General features: G+C 63.4%; 14 protein-coding genes. 5 read left to right on the top strand and 9 right to left on the bottom strand.

Going from position 1 to position 13,384, the window contains the following annotated elements; all coding sequences use genetic code 11:
* From ACP15O_RS02950 to ACP15O_RS02935, 4 genes are all read right to left on the bottom strand, one after another.
* Positions 1-903 (bottom strand): EamA family transporter, encoded by a 903-nt coding sequence (locus ACP15O_RS02950; protein ID WP_425094544.1) that lies wholly within the window; start codon positions 901-903, stop codon positions 1-3.
* Complete coding sequence (locus ACP15O_RS02945; RefSeq protein ID WP_425094543.1) at positions 900-1,334, bottom strand: hypothetical protein; 435 nt, start codon at positions 1,332-1,334, stop codon at positions 900-902. The genes ACP15O_RS02950 and ACP15O_RS02945 overlap by 4 nt, the downstream gene beginning before the upstream one ends.
* 210 nt (positions 1,335-1,544) lie before the next feature.
* Complete coding sequence (gene ftsY, locus ACP15O_RS02940) at positions 1,545-2,753, bottom strand: signal recognition particle-docking protein FtsY (protein ID WP_425094542.1); 1,209 nt, start codon at positions 2,751-2,753, stop codon at positions 1,545-1,547.
* Positions 2,754-2,810: 57 nt separating this feature from the next.
* The gene (locus tag ACP15O_RS02935; protein ID WP_425094541.1) at positions 2,811-3,440 is read right to left on the bottom strand and encodes a lysoplasmalogenase family protein; all 630 of its coding nucleotides are present in this window, start codon (positions 3,438-3,440) and stop codon (positions 2,811-2,813) included.
* A 108-nt stretch (positions 3,441-3,548) separates the two neighbouring features.
* Here ACP15O_RS02935 and ACP15O_RS02930 point away from each other — a divergent pair, with 108 nt between their 5' ends.
* Positions 3,549-3,941: a hypothetical protein gene (locus ACP15O_RS02930; protein ID WP_425094540.1), complete on the top strand. Its 393-nt coding sequence runs from the start codon at positions 3,549-3,551 to the stop codon at positions 3,939-3,941.
* Between the two features lie 144 nt (positions 3,942-4,085).
* The gene (locus tag ACP15O_RS02925) at positions 4,086-5,105 is read left to right on the top strand and encodes an alkane 1-monooxygenase (protein ID WP_425094539.1); all 1,020 of its coding nucleotides are present in this window, start codon (positions 4,086-4,088) and stop codon (positions 5,103-5,105) included.
* On the opposite strand, the gene xseA is transcribed toward ACP15O_RS02925, so the two are convergent.
* Entirely contained in the window at positions 5,102-6,658 is a 1,557-nt protein-coding gene (gene xseA / locus ACP15O_RS02920; protein WP_425094538.1) for an exodeoxyribonuclease VII large subunit, read from the bottom strand. The two genes, ACP15O_RS02925 and xseA, sit on opposite strands and share 4 nt — an antisense overlap.
* Before the next feature lie 73 nt (positions 6,659-6,731).
* Here xseA and purD point away from each other — a divergent pair, with 73 nt between their 5' ends.
* A complete protein-coding gene (gene purD, locus ACP15O_RS02915; protein ID WP_425094537.1) occupies positions 6,732-7,994 on the top strand; it encodes a phosphoribosylamine--glycine ligase in 1,263 nt (420 codons plus the stop codon).
* A 6-nt stretch (positions 7,995-8,000) separates the two neighbouring features.
* On the opposite strand, the gene ACP15O_RS02910 is transcribed toward purD, so the two are convergent.
* Positions 8,001-8,843, bottom strand: coding sequence for an isocitrate lyase/PEP mutase family protein (locus ACP15O_RS02910; RefSeq protein WP_425094536.1), 843 nt, complete (start codon positions 8,841-8,843; stop codon positions 8,001-8,003).
* A gap of 135 nt (positions 8,844-8,978) precedes the next feature.
* Here ACP15O_RS02910 and ACP15O_RS02905 point away from each other — a divergent pair, with 135 nt between their 5' ends.
* Positions 8,979-9,578 (top strand): helix-turn-helix domain-containing protein, encoded by a 600-nt coding sequence (locus ACP15O_RS02905; RefSeq protein WP_425094535.1) that lies wholly within the window; start codon positions 8,979-8,981, stop codon positions 9,576-9,578.
* A 404-nt stretch (positions 9,579-9,982) separates the two neighbouring features.
* Here ACP15O_RS02905 and ACP15O_RS02900 read toward each other — a convergent pair whose 3' ends face one another.
* Together ACP15O_RS02900 and ACP15O_RS02895 are read right to left on the bottom strand one after the other, a co-directional pair.
* Entirely contained in the window at positions 9,983-10,741 is a 759-nt protein-coding gene (locus ACP15O_RS02900) for an FG-GAP repeat domain-containing protein (protein WP_425094534.1), read from the bottom strand.
* Positions 10,741-11,064, bottom strand: a complete 324-nt coding sequence (locus ACP15O_RS02895) for a 2Fe-2S iron-sulfur cluster-binding protein (RefSeq protein ID WP_425094533.1) — start codon at positions 11,062-11,064, stop codon at positions 10,741-10,743. Before ACP15O_RS02895 ends, ACP15O_RS02900 begins: the two co-directional genes overlap by 1 nt.
* A gap of 168 nt (positions 11,065-11,232) precedes the next feature.
* On the opposite strand from ACP15O_RS02895, the gene ACP15O_RS02890 reads away from it, so the two are divergent.
* A complete protein-coding gene (locus ACP15O_RS02890; protein WP_425094532.1) occupies positions 11,233-11,769 on the top strand; it encodes a peptidoglycan-binding domain-containing protein in 537 nt (178 codons plus the stop codon).
* A 54-nt stretch (positions 11,770-11,823) separates the two neighbouring features.
* Here ACP15O_RS02890 and ACP15O_RS02885 read toward each other — a convergent pair whose 3' ends face one another.
* Complete coding sequence (locus tag ACP15O_RS02885; protein ID WP_425094841.1) at positions 11,824-13,260, bottom strand: Do family serine endopeptidase; 1,437 nt, start codon at positions 13,258-13,260, stop codon at positions 11,824-11,826.
* Positions 13,261-13,384: the final 124 nt, after the last annotated feature.

Raw genomic sequence — 13,384 nt, 5'->3', positions numbered from 1 at the left:
TCAGCCCCCCATTTCCACAATCACGGCCCCCAGCGCGATCAGGGCCATCAAGGCCACCCGGCGCGGGCCGACGGTTTCTTTTAGCACCAGCCACCCGATCAGGGCGGCAAACACGGTCGAGGTTTCGCGCAAGACGGCGGCCTCGCCCACCTTATCCAGACGCGTCGCCAACATGACCGAGCCAAAACTGAAATAGGCCACAAACGCGCCAATTACACCCCTGCGCATCAACGGCCCCAGCGCCGGACGGTCCGTCATCGACCGATAGCGCAGCACCGCGATGGGCGGCATGAAAATCCCGTCAATCATGAAAAACCACGCCAGAAAGGTGAAAGGATCGGCCGTGGCGCGAATGCCGTAGGCGTCATAGGTGGTGTACAGCGCCACAAACAGCCCCGTCCCCACAGCCAGCGCCAGCGCCGGTTTCAGCGTGTCTCGGTTCAGTTCCAGATAGATCAGATTATAGAGCGCCAGCCCGAAAATCCCCGCCAGCAGCACCGCCACGCCCAGCCATTGCACGGCCGAGAACACCTCGCCAAAGACCAGATAGGCGCCGACCACCGCAAACAAAGGCCCCGTCCCGCGCACCACCGGGTAGACGACGGTATAGGCGCCCTTGGTATAGGCCCAGGCCTGCATCAGCTTATAGCCCACATGGATCACGAAAGCGGTGGCAAAGATCGGCCACATGTGCGGCTCGGGCCAGGGCACCACGAACAGGGCAATCGGCGCGGCCATCACGCCGTAGGAAAAATCAATCGCCCCGCGCGACAGCCACGGATCGTGCCGGCCCTTTTGCAACGCGCCGAAAACCGCGTGCAGGAACGCCGCCAGCAGCGCCAGGGCCAATGCCAGAGTGTGCCCCGCCTCGGTCCCTTCCAAAGAGACCAGCCAGGCGCTCATATCACACGCGGCGCAAGCTGCCCCACCTGGCCACGGGTTTGCGCGCGGGTATTGCCCAGCAGATCCAGCACGCGCCCGTTGCTCAGGCGGATGTGATCGCCAGCGATGGGCTCGGCGGCATAGGATTCGGCCAGAACCGTCTCCAGGCTCTCGATGACGAAATCGGTGTGATAGGTCGGCGTCAGACACAGATGCGCCACGCGCGGCAGGCTGTCCTCGATGTGCGAATCCCACAAAAGACGCGCCATTCCAACGACATCATCGCCCTTGGCCAGCACGCATTCGGCACAGACAACGCGCCCGTCGGGCCAGGGCCCCTGATCGGGCCGGGCATCCACGCAGGACCATTCCAGCAGGTCTTCCATTGCTTCGAACAGACCCGTTTCCCCCCAGTCGGCCTGGGATTTCAGGGTCTCGAAAATCTCTAGCATAGTCGTGCCGTCCGCGCCTTTGGCCCCCGGACGCGACGCCCGAAACCCGTGATTATAAGGGCGAATCCCTTAACGGAATCATAGGCCCCACTGTCCAAGTCCGGAATTTCTGACTCGGAGCGCGGCGCGGCGCAACCGGGCGGGCGGAATTAGCTGGGGATAACCCAGGGGATAAGCTGAGGGAATCCTGTGGCAATCGGCCTGAACGGGTTATTCGTCCGATCCGGTCAGCGCGCGGGCAAAATCGGCCGGATCGAAAGGCGCCAGATCGTCGATCTGCTCGCCCACGCCGATGGCATGGATCGGCAGCCCGAACTTATCGGCCAGCGCCACCAGCACGCCGCCCTTGGCCGTGCCATCCAGCTTTGTCATCACCAGCCCAGACACATCGGCCAGCTCCTGAAAGGTTTTCACCTGGCTCAGCGCGTTCTGGCCCGTCGTGGCGTCCAGCACCAGCAAGGTGTTGTGCGGCGCGGTTTCGTCCTTTTTGCGGATGACGCGGACGATCTTGGCCAGTTCCTCCATCAGATCGGCGCGGTTTTGCAGACGGCCCGCCGTGTCGATCATCAGCAGGTCGGCGCCATCGGCCTCGGCGCGGGTCATCGCGTCAAAGGCCAGGCTGGCCGGATCGCTGCCCTCGGGGGCGGTCAGCACGGGCACGCCGGCGCGGTCGCCCCAGACTTGCAATTGTTCCACGGCCGCCGCGCGGAAGGTATCGCCGGCGGCAATCACCACGTTTTTGCCGGCCGCCTTGAACTGGCTGGCCAGCTTGCCGATCGTCGTAGTCTTCCCCGAGCCATTCACCCCCACCACCAGCACGACCTGTGGCTTTTTGGGGTACAGCGGCAGTGGTTTGGCGACGGGCTCCATCACGCGGGCGATTTCCTCGGCCAGAAGGGTCTTTATTTCGGCGGTCGAGACCTTCTTGCCGAACCGCCCCTCGGCGATATTGGACGTCACCCGCAGCGCCGTATCCACCCCCATATCCGAGGCGATCAGCAGTTCTTCGAGCTGTTCCAGCATGTCATCGTCCAGCGTGCGGCGCATGACAGTGCGCGCGTCATCCCGGCCCAGCAGACGGCCGATGAGACCGGGTTTGGGTTCGGATTTGGGCACGGGCTTGGCGGATTCAGGCTGGGCAGGTTCAGGCTGGGCGGTGTCGGGGGCCGGTTCGGACGGCACTACGGGCGCGGTTTCCGGACCAGCGTCTGGCTCAGCATCAGGCCCAACATCTGGCCCAACATCTGCCTCAGGGGCCGGGCCCGGCTGCGGGGCCGATACGGGCTCGGGGCGCGCGGACTGCGGAGGCAGCGCGACCTCTTCTTCGACACCGCCCTCCTCGACAATCGCGTCCAGCCCCTGGTCGAGCTTGGATGACGAGCGGGTCAGACGTTGTTTCAGCTTGCCGAAAAAGGACATGGGGCCTCCGAAGATGTTTCACTTCACCTATCCATTCTGCCCCCGTAATGGAAGCCCTCAGGCCGCCGCAACCTGCCAGAACCCGGCCATGATCAGCGCCTGCGCCAGCCAATACAGCCCCCAAACCGCATAAGAGGCCCAGCGGGCGGTCCACCCCAGGAAAATCAGCGTGGACAAGATCAGATCCGAGGCCACAAAACTAAGCGCCCCGGTCAGCAGGAATTCCCGTGGCAGCCCCGGCAGCGCGGCACAGATCCCCATCCCCAGGATCAGCCCGACATAGATCCGCACAAGGGGCCGCAGCGGGCCGGTATGAGCGGACAGCCACAGCTCGGTCGAGGCACCCAGCGCAATCAGCCCCCCCGTCACCGTCCAGAACAGCAGATCGGGCCGGCCCGGATCGAACAGGCTGACAAACCCCACCACATACAGGATATGCCCCAGCGCAAAGGCTCCGATTCCGGCCTTGAGCGTCAGCTCTGCCGGGCGTGACAGCAGATAATCGCCCAAAGCGCAGGCCCACAGCCCCGCCAGCGCCACCCCCGGCACCCCCATCTGGCCAAGCGCGATGGCCGGCAGCGCCACAGCGCCGGTCTTGATGGCGGATCGCAGCCAGCTGGGATCGCGCCAGCAAAACCAGCCACCATAAACCACGGCCAGCCCGGCCCCGAGTGCGATCAAGATCATGCTGTCCTCCTGTCGCAGAATATCCCTGCACGCGCATCTTTCCACTCAAATTCCCGCCACGCGCAATTGTGACTTGGAGGAAGCCGCCCCATTTGGCATTTTCGCCCCATGAAACAGTTTGCTTTTTTGATCCTGCTGGCCGCCAGTGCCGCCAGCGCCCAAACTCCGATGACAGCCGAGGAATTCGACGCCTACACGCGGGGTAAGACCTTCTATTATGCCGAAAACGGTCAGGATTACGGCGGCGAGGAATATCTGCCCGATCGCCGCGTGCGCTGGTCCTTTCTGGATGGGCAGTGCAAGAATGGGCATTGGTACGAAGAAGCCGGCCAGATCTGCTTTGTCTACGAGGACCGGCCCGACCCGCAGTGCTGGACCTTCTTTGACAGCCCCGCCGGGCTGGTCGCACAGCTTGGGCGCGATCCGCAGGCGACCTTGTTATATGAGACCCGCCAAAGCCCCAAACCCATGACATGCCTGGGCCCTGAGGTCGGAGTATGACTTATCTAAAAGAGTCTTTTTAACCCTACTATCGGCATTAAATGACCCGATAAATATCAAGAACCGATAATTCAGCTTCTGCCTTTGCGTATCGGGCCGCGCGGCGTAACATTGCGCAGAGCCTCTGTTTTCCGTCGGTCCCCCATGTTGCTTTTCTCGCTTGCCACCCTTGTTCCCGCCGCGCTGCTACTGTGCGGTTCGGTGCTTGGCGGCGGCTGGATTCTGGCCGCTGTGCTGCTGATCACCGTGGTCTGCTACCTGATTGACCGGCTGTTTCTGGGCCAGGTCATTCCCCCCCGTCCGGGGCAAGAGTTCCCGGCGGCAGACGGGCTGTCGGTACTTCTGGCGCTGCTGCACCTGCCGATGCTGGGAATGGCGGTTTGGGCAATTAGTGGGCAAAATGCCCTGTCTGGATCGGAACGGGCAGGTCTTTTTATCGGCTACGGCCTGTTCTTTGGGCAAGTGTCCCACCCGAACGCGCACGAGCTGATCCACCGCTCGCATCGCGTTCTGCGCGGACTGGGCGTCATGATCTACGCCAGCCTGCTGTTCGGGCATCACGTCTCGGCGCATCGTCTGGTGCATCATGTGCATGTCGGCACGGAAAATGACCCCAACTCCGCCCCTCTGGGCCGCGGTTTCTGGAGATTCGCCCCCCGTGCCTGGCTGGGCTCGTTCCTGGCCGGGTGGCGGGCCGAACAGCAGCGCCGCGCCCGAAATCCGCAGATCCGCAATCCAATCCATCCATACTTTATTTATGTTTTTACGTCACTTACGACGATAAGTTCATCTTATATCTTGGGCGGTCCGACGGGCATTTTCAGCCTGTTGGCCCTGGCAGGATACGCGCAAATCCAGATCCTTCTGGCCGATTATGTGCAACACTACGGGCTGCGCCGCCAGACGGGCCCCAAAGGACGTGCAGTTCCCGTCAGCGCGGCGCATTCATGGAACAGCCCGCATCTGTGGTCCTCGGCGATGATGCTGAATGCGCCGCGACATTCGGATCATCACTTGCATCCAACCCGCCCCTATCCCGCGCTGAAATTGGATCAGGCGATGCCGACATGGCCCTATTCCCTGCCCGTGATGGCGCTGATCGCGACCCTTCCGCCGCTGTGGCGCAAGATCATGGATCCGCGCGTCAAATCCTTGGAATCTTAGAACAAACTGCCTTGCTCGGGCGGTTTCTGCGTGGTTTGCTTGGCCGGTTTTCGCGCCGTTTTCCCGCCCCCGACCGGCAAACGACCGTCGGTAAACTGGATTTCCAGAGCGTCAGCCTTTCTGGCGGCCCTGGCCGAGGTCACGACGGTTTCACCCGTCCAGACTACGGCATATCCGCGTTTCAAAGTGGCCTCATAGCCCAGAGTTTCCCGCATCCGATCCAGGTGCCCGACCTGCTGACGCCAGGCATCGATCTGCCGCCGGCCAGCCTCGGAGAGGCGTTTTTCAAGCGCGCTCAGATCTGATTTTTTCCGCTTTATATCAGTAGCTAATGGCCCGATCTTCAAGCGATCCGCACGGCGTTCCAGCGCATCCTGGCTGGATCGGATCGAGCGTTCCAGCCCCGTGCGCAAGCGCGCAGACAGGCCCGACAGGCGGGTGCTGTCCGCCTCGATCCGCGCGCGCAGTGCCGAAGGCCGCAGGCCGCCCACGGTTTCGGACAGGCGCAGTTTGCGCGCCTGCACACCCCGCCCCAGCGCCAGAGGCAAACGCGTGCTTACCATGTCAAGCTGCTGACGCGGGCCATCCAGCAAGGTCTCGGCGCGGGGCAAGGCGCGGGACAGATCGAACAGCCGCTGCCCGCGCTGCGCAATGCCCTGGGTCAGGGCGCGGGTCAGACGGGCGTTTTGGTCCTCGATTGCGCTGAGCAGCTCCAGCCGGACGGGGACGGCCAGCTCCGCCGCCGCCGTCGGCGTGGGCGCGCGCATGTCCGACACGTAATCAATCAGCGTCGTATCCGTTTCATGCCCCACCGCCGAAATCAGCGGAATCTCGGATGCCGCCACCGCGCGGGCAACGATTTCTTCGTTAAAGCCCCACAGATCCTCGATCGAGCCACCGCCGCGCGCGACGATCAGCAGATCGGGCCGGGGCAGCGCGCCGCCCGGTGTCAGCGCGTTGAAACCGCGGATCGCATTGGCCACCTCGGGGGCGCATTTCTGGCCCTGCACGGCGACCGGCCAGATCAGCACTTTGCGCGGGAACCTGTCGCGCAGCCGGTGCAGGATGTCGCGGATCACCGCCCCCGAGGGCGAGGTCACCACCCCGATCACCTGCGGCAGATAGGGCAGCGGGCGCTTGCGTTCGGGGGCGAACAGGCCTTCGGCGGCCAGCGCGGCCTTGCGTTTTTCCAGCATGGCCATCAGCGCGCCCATGCCGGCGGGTTTGATGTCTTCGATCACCATCTGGTATTTGGATTGCCCCGGAAAGGTGGTCAGACGGCCAGTGGCGACCACCTCCATGCCTTCCTCGGGACGGGTGGTCAGCCGAGCGGCCACGCCTTTCCAGATCACCCCGGCCAGCACCGCGCGATCGTCCTTCAGATCCATATACACATGGCCCGAGCGCGGCAGCGACACGCGCCCCACCTCGCCCCGGATTCGAACGTGGGAAAACTCGCCCTCGATCATGCGTTTCACCACGCCCGAAATCTCGGACACGCTGAATTCGGGGGCGTTTTGGCCCTCAGGGGCCTGATCAAAAAGTTCCGACATGTGGGGCCTGACTTGTATCCGTGCGCCAGCCACCTTAGAACGCCTCAGACAAGAGGCCAAGCGGAGACATGGCATGAATATCCTCATCCTGGGCGGCGGCGGACGCGAACACGCATTGGCATGGGCCGTCATGCAAAACCCCAAATGTGACAAGCTGATCGTGGCACCGGGCAATGCCGGGATCGCCGCCATCGCCGATTGCGCCAGTCTGGACATCGAAAACGGCGTGGCCGTGGTGAATTTCGCCGAGGAAAACGCGATTGATTTCGTGATCGTCGGCCCCGAGGCCCCGCTGGCGGCCGGGGTGGCCGATGATCTGCGCGCGGCGGGTTTCAGCGTGTTCGGACCATCCAAGGATGCCGCACGGCTGGAGGCCTCGAAAAGCTTCACCAAGGAAATCTGCGACGCGGCGAACGCACCCACCGCGGGCTACGGCCATTTCACCGATGCGGATGCCGCCAAGGCCCATATCCGCGAAAACGGCGCGCCCATCGTGATCAAGGCCGACGGGCTGGCCGCCGGCAAGGGCGTGATCGTGGCGATGGACGAACAGACCGCGCTGGACGCCATCGACGACATGTTCGGCGGTGAATTCGGGGCCGCCGGGGCCGAAGTGGTGATCGAGGAATTCATGGAGGGCGAGGAAGCCTCCTACTTCATTCTGGTCGATGGCGAGGATTGCCTGCCCATCGGCACCGCGCAAGATCACAAACGCGTCGGCGAAGGCGATACCGGCCTGAACACTGGCGGCATGGGGGCCTATTCCCCCGCGCCGGTCCTGTCGGACGACATTGCTGAAAAAGCGATGGCGGAAATCATCCGCCCCACGATGAAGGCCATGGCCGACCGCGGGATGCCCTATCAGGGGGTGCTTTATGCCGGTCTGATGATCAAGGACGGTCAGCCGCGCCTGGTGGAATACAACGTGCGCTTTGGTGACCCGGAATGCCAGGTGCTGATGCTACGGCTGGGCGCGCAGGCGCTGGACCTGATGCAAGCCTGCGCCGAGGGCCGCCTGTCCGAGGCCCGTGTGAACTGGGCCGACGACCACGCCATGACCGTGGTGATGGCCGCCAACGGCTATCCCGGTTCGTATGAAAAAGGAAGCGTGATCAAAGGGCTGGAGGCTCTGCCCGAAACCGCGCATGAGATGTGTTTCCACGCGGGCACCAGCGCCAAGGAAGGTCAGATCATCGCCACCGGCGGGCGCGTGCTGAACGTCACCGCACGCGGCGACAGCCTGCGCCAGGCCGCAGATCGCGCCTATGCCATGGTCGATCAGATCGACTGGCCCCAAGGCTTCTGCCGCCGCGATATCGGCTGGCGCGCGCTGTAAATCCGCTCAGGAACGCTCGCCCGGCTTGCCGGGCGACATCAGCCGCTCCAGATCGGCGCCCGGCATCGCTTGCGCGGCATAGGTAAAGGTGCCGTGCTGGCGCACCTCCTCGGCGGCGCGCATCAACGCCCCAAAGGCCGCACGAGCGAACGAGCCGCCCACGCTGACCCGCCGCACCCCGGCCTGCGCCAGCTCTTCCACCGAATAACCCGGCCCGCGCAGCCCCATCACCACATTCACAGGTTTGTCAACCTCTTGGCAGACTGTGCGGATCGCCTGAATATCTGGCAATCCGGGCGCATACAGCACATCCGCCCCCGCCTGGGAAAAGGCCTGTAGCCGTTTGATCGTGTCCGCCAGATCGCCCTGCCCCCACAAATGGTTCTCAGCCCTGGCGGTCAGCAGAAACGGCAAGCCTTGCGCCGCCTCGGCTGCGGCCTGAACCCGCTCGACAGCCAGCGAGAACTCATAGATCGGTGCATCGGGATCGCCCGTCGCGTCCTCGATCGAGCCACCCACGAGCCCCGTATCACAGGCCTGGCGTATGGTCGCCGCGCATATGTCAGGCGCATGGCCAAACCCATCCTCCAGATCCGCAGAAACCGGCAGGTCGACGGCCCCAACGATCTCGGCCGCATTGTGCAAAATCTCTTCCCGGCTGAGCGCCGCAAAGGAATCGCGTTTACCCCTGGCAAAGGCATATCCCGCGCTGGTGGTGGCCAGCGCCTGGAACCCCAAACTTTCCAGCAACCGCGCCGAGCCCGCATCCCATGCGTTAGGAATGACAAACGCCCCAGGACCGGCGTGCAGCGCCTTCATCCTTTCATATTTTTCACGTTGGGTATGCATGATGCCTCCTGCCGGTTAACAGCAGCCTAATCGCGAAAGAACATTTTGTGAACAAATTTCGCACAACAGCCCATTTGCGCATCGCCCACAGCCGCCCTATCATGGCGCCGAAGCATCCAGGGAACCCGCCAAACCATGTCAGACCACGTTGATCAGGCCTATGCCTCGGGCGATTTCATGGAGCTGATGTTCACCCATGCGCCCATCGGGCTGGTGGTGACGGAAAACCGTGTGATCCGGGACTGCAACCCCACCTTTGCCGCCATGTTCGGATACCAGCGCGGCGAGCTGCGCGACAAGCTGTTCAACATCCTTTACCCCTCCGAGGAAGAGTTCGCCAACATCCGCAATCGCGGCGTGAAGGATCTACAGGAAAACACGGGCTACTGGGATGAACGGGTGATGGCGCGCAAGGACGGGCAGATGTTCTGGGTTCGGGTGCGCGGCCACAGTTTCACCCCCGACGACCCGCTGCAACGCGCCGTCTGGAGCTTTGCAGACCTGTCCAAATCCCGCCCCTATCAGCCGCTGACACGGCGCGAACGCGAGGTGTTCTCGTTGATGGGCGAGGGCAAAACCAGCAAGGAAATCGCGCAGATTCTGGGCATGTCCTATCGCACGGTCGAGGTGCACCGCGGCCGCTTGCTGAAAAAATTCCGGGTCAGCAACACCGCCAGCCTGTTCCAGTCGCTGGGCACACTGGCCGGGCCGCATGTGGTGAACTCGGACCAGTGAGCCGTTTTCGGCTTAGACCCACCCTCCTGCGCCAGAGGCAGGAGCTTCATTTGGAAAACAACATATTACCCGGTAAATTCTGAGTCCTGAACCTACAAGAAGCCACCGGGATAACCTTCGGTCGAGGCTACCACGAATCGCTCATGACAGCTGGACGCAGACAGGCGGGGTTATCGGATTGGGCACAATAGCAGCGCCGGAACCGGGGCCGCGCGCGCGGCGTTTCTGGAATTGACGATTGCGATTTTACGTTGGCTGCGGGCATCGCCCCCGCGCGTCTGGCAGCAAGCGCTTTGCCCGCCGGGCTGCTGATCCTGATCGGAGCGGGTTTCAGCTGGGCCAAGCCCCTGGCTCTCGGCTTCCAGCCTGCCCCCAGGCCGTCCTGATGGCCCGCCTGGACGCCGCTAACGACAGTCCAAAGCCGCGCGCAAACTCGCAGGTCCGCGATAGGGGCCGATGTCCTGCGTGACGATCCCGCCCCCAGCCAAAGCCGAAACCATCAACCGAGACCAATCGCGATTCACCGTGACCATCCGGGGCCCCTCGCCGCAATCCCGCAGACCGCTGAAAATCTCGGCGTCCCCGATGCGGTGATTGGTCAGCCCGTCGCGTTCGGCCACCAGCACCAGCCGCCCCTGATCGAAGCGCCACACCCGCAGCAGCCGCGCCAGATGAGGCCGGTCGATATAGGCGATCTCGATCTTGCCATCACCGTCCAGATCCGCCGCGCCAATCGGCGCCAGCCAGCGATTGCGCCGGCCGATATTGGGGGTGGCGGCAATGACGCCGGTTTCATCCCAGACCGTCAGCCGCGCGCCCAGACTGGCCGAGGTTTCCACCGCGATCACCTCGGCATCGCCATCCCCGTCCACATCCACCAGACGCGGGGCGATGTCCTCGAAAATCTTGGACTCGGGCAAGGTGATCGTCAGCACCCGCCCGTCCGACAGACGCAAGCGCATCCCGCCCCATTCGGGCGTGTCACCCAGAATGTCATGGTGATAGCGATCGACGGGCTGAACATAGCTGGCCTCGACAATCTGCGCGACAGCACCGCCCGCGCCCGCCAGCCCCAAGCACAACGCCGCCACAACGCCGCGCACGCAACGACGCAACGCACGCGCGCGCAGACGCGGCGCCCCTGACCGGCCCAGACCCGCCATCAAATCTGCTTTTCGGGCAGGTTCACGATCAGACCGTCCAGCGCATCCGTCACCTTGATCTGGCACGTCAAACGCGAGGTCTCGGGGTTCGGCTCATAGGCGAAATCCAGCATATCCTCTTCCATCGCGTCCTTGGGCGGCACTTTGGCAACCCAATCCTTGTCGATATAAACATGGCAGGTCGAGCACGCGCAGGCCCCGCCGCAATCGGCCTCGATGCCGGGGATATTATTGTCGCGCGCGCCCTCCATCACGGTCAGCCCGTTGGCCACGTCCACAACATGTTTGGTGCCGTTATGCTCGATATAGGTGATTTTCGCCATCTGGCAGGCTCCTGGTCTTACATCAGTGTCTTAGATCATGTGTCGCCCAGATACCTAGGCAATCTCAGCGCCCGGTGCCAGTGTCTTTTGCGTGATCGCCTGCGCACGCTTCCCCAAAGCGGGCAAACAGGCTACACTGCCCGCAAAAGCCGCAAGAGGCACGAGCAGATGACCCGTTTCAAACTACCGGCCCTTTTGGCCCTGTTCAGCGTTGCCGCCTGCAACGCCAGCCTGCCCGTGCCGCATCTGACGCCCGAACCTCAGGTCACGCGTTCCTATGAACAAGCCCCGCCCGGCGCGGCCCCCGGCACCTGCTGGGGCAAACATACCTCGCCTGCGGTGATTGAAACGGTGACGGTTCAGATCATGCTGCAACCCGCCCAGATCAACAGCGACGGAGCCATCCTGGCCCCGGCCATCTACAAGACCGAAACCCAGCAGCGCATCGTCAAAGAGCGCCGCGACACCTGGTTCGAAACGCCCTGCCCCGAAGAGCAAAGCCCCGAGTTCATCGCCTCGGTGCAGCGCGCCCTGGCCGCGCGTGGCCTGTATCGCGGCAGTATCAGCGCGCAAATGGATGCCCCCACCCGCGCCGCCATCCGCCGCTATCAGCAGCCGCAGGGGCTGGATTCGGGCATTCTGTCAACCGCTGCGGCGCGCAAACTGGGGCTGATCGCCATCCAACGCCCCGCGGATCCGTCCTGACCAACAAAAAGGCCGCCCCAAACGGGACGGCCTCTTTTGCGATCTCCAGACAGGTTACTTGGTGATCGACAGCGCTACGAAACGCGGCTCGCCTGCGCGGCGGATCAGCAGCAGCAGCGACTTGCGCCCTGCCTCTTGCGCATCCTCAACCCGCGCCTTCAGGTCGCCCAGGCTCTCTACCTTCTGCTGGCCCGCTTCGGTGATCAGATCCCCCGCGCGCAGCCCCTTTTCAAAGGCCTCCGAGGTCTCATCCACATCCATCACCACCAGCCCGCGCGCCGCCGGCTTCAGTTGCAGCTCGCCGCGCAGTTCCTCGGTCAGAGGGCTGAGCGTCAGGCCCAGCATCTCTTTGGGGGCAACCTCCTCGGCGGGTTTTTCAACGGCGGCGGGCACCGCCTCGGCGGCCTCACGGCGGCCCAGAGTCACCTTCAGCGTCTGGGTCTTGCCCTCGCGGAACACCACCACGCGCACGGCCTTGCCGACCTCGGTGTTGCCCACCTGACGCACCAGGCTGCGGGTGTCGCTGACCTCTACCCCGTCAAAGGACAGGATCACATCGCCCTGCACCATCCCGGCCTCTTTCGCCGGCCCTTCGGGCACATCCGTCACCAGCGCCCCGGAGGTTGTTTCCAGCCCCAGCGCCTCGGCCACATCGTCGGTCACGTCCTGAATGCGCACTCCCAGCCAGCCGCGGCGCGTCTCACCGAATTCCTTCAGCTGCGCCACCACCTTGCTGACCACATTCGACGCCATCGAGAACCCAATCCCGATCGAGCCCCCATTAGGCGACAGGATCGCGGTGTTCACGCCGATCACCTCGCCATCCATGTTGAACAGCGGCCCGCCCGAGTTGCCCCGGTTAATCGCCGCATCGGTCTGGATATAATCGTCATAGCTGCCCGACAGCGCCCGGTTGCGCGCCGAAACAATCCCCGCCGAAACCGAGAACCCCTGCCCCAGCGGATTGCCCATGGCCATCACCCAATCGCCCACACGCGCCTGATCGCTGTCGCCGAACATGACATAATCCAACGGCTCTTCCGCCTCGACCTTCAGCAAAGCAATATCGGTGTTGGGATCGGTCCCCACAACCTTGGCTTCCAGCTCCTCTCCGCTGAAAAACTCGATGATGATCTCATCGGCGCTTTCGATCACATGGTTGTTCGTAACGATATACCCATCCTCGGAAATCACGAATCCCGACCCCAGAGCCGAACTGCGCCGAGGCCGATCCCCCTGCCGGTTCCGATCCTGAAATTCCTTGAAAAAATCCTCGAACGGGCTGCCCTCGGGCACAATCGGGTTCGGCCCCGCCTGCCCCGCCACCACCGTCGAGGTGGTGATATTCACCACCGAAGGGCTGATCTTATCAGCCAGATCCGCCAGACTGTCAGGCCGCGCGGCCGCGTTCATTGCCTGCGCCAGAACCAGGGCCAGCGCCACCACGCCAAACCAAACTGCCCGCACACCATTCCGATACGGTTGCGACATTGCCAGACTGCTCACACCCATCTCTCCTTTGATCTCCATATCAACCGGCCTCTGATCCCGGCTGTCCCCGCCACCTTTCCAGCCCTGCGCCGAACATGCAACTCAATCCCTCTCGCAACCCCTC

Source organism: Youngimonas ophiurae (nom. illeg.), assembly GCF_049803795.1.
Taxonomy (GTDB): domain Bacteria; phylum Pseudomonadota; class Alphaproteobacteria; order Rhodobacterales; family Rhodobacteraceae; genus Thalassobius.
Note: the sequence above shows the minus strand (reverse complement) of the source record. Positions and strands in the feature narration are given on the sequence as shown.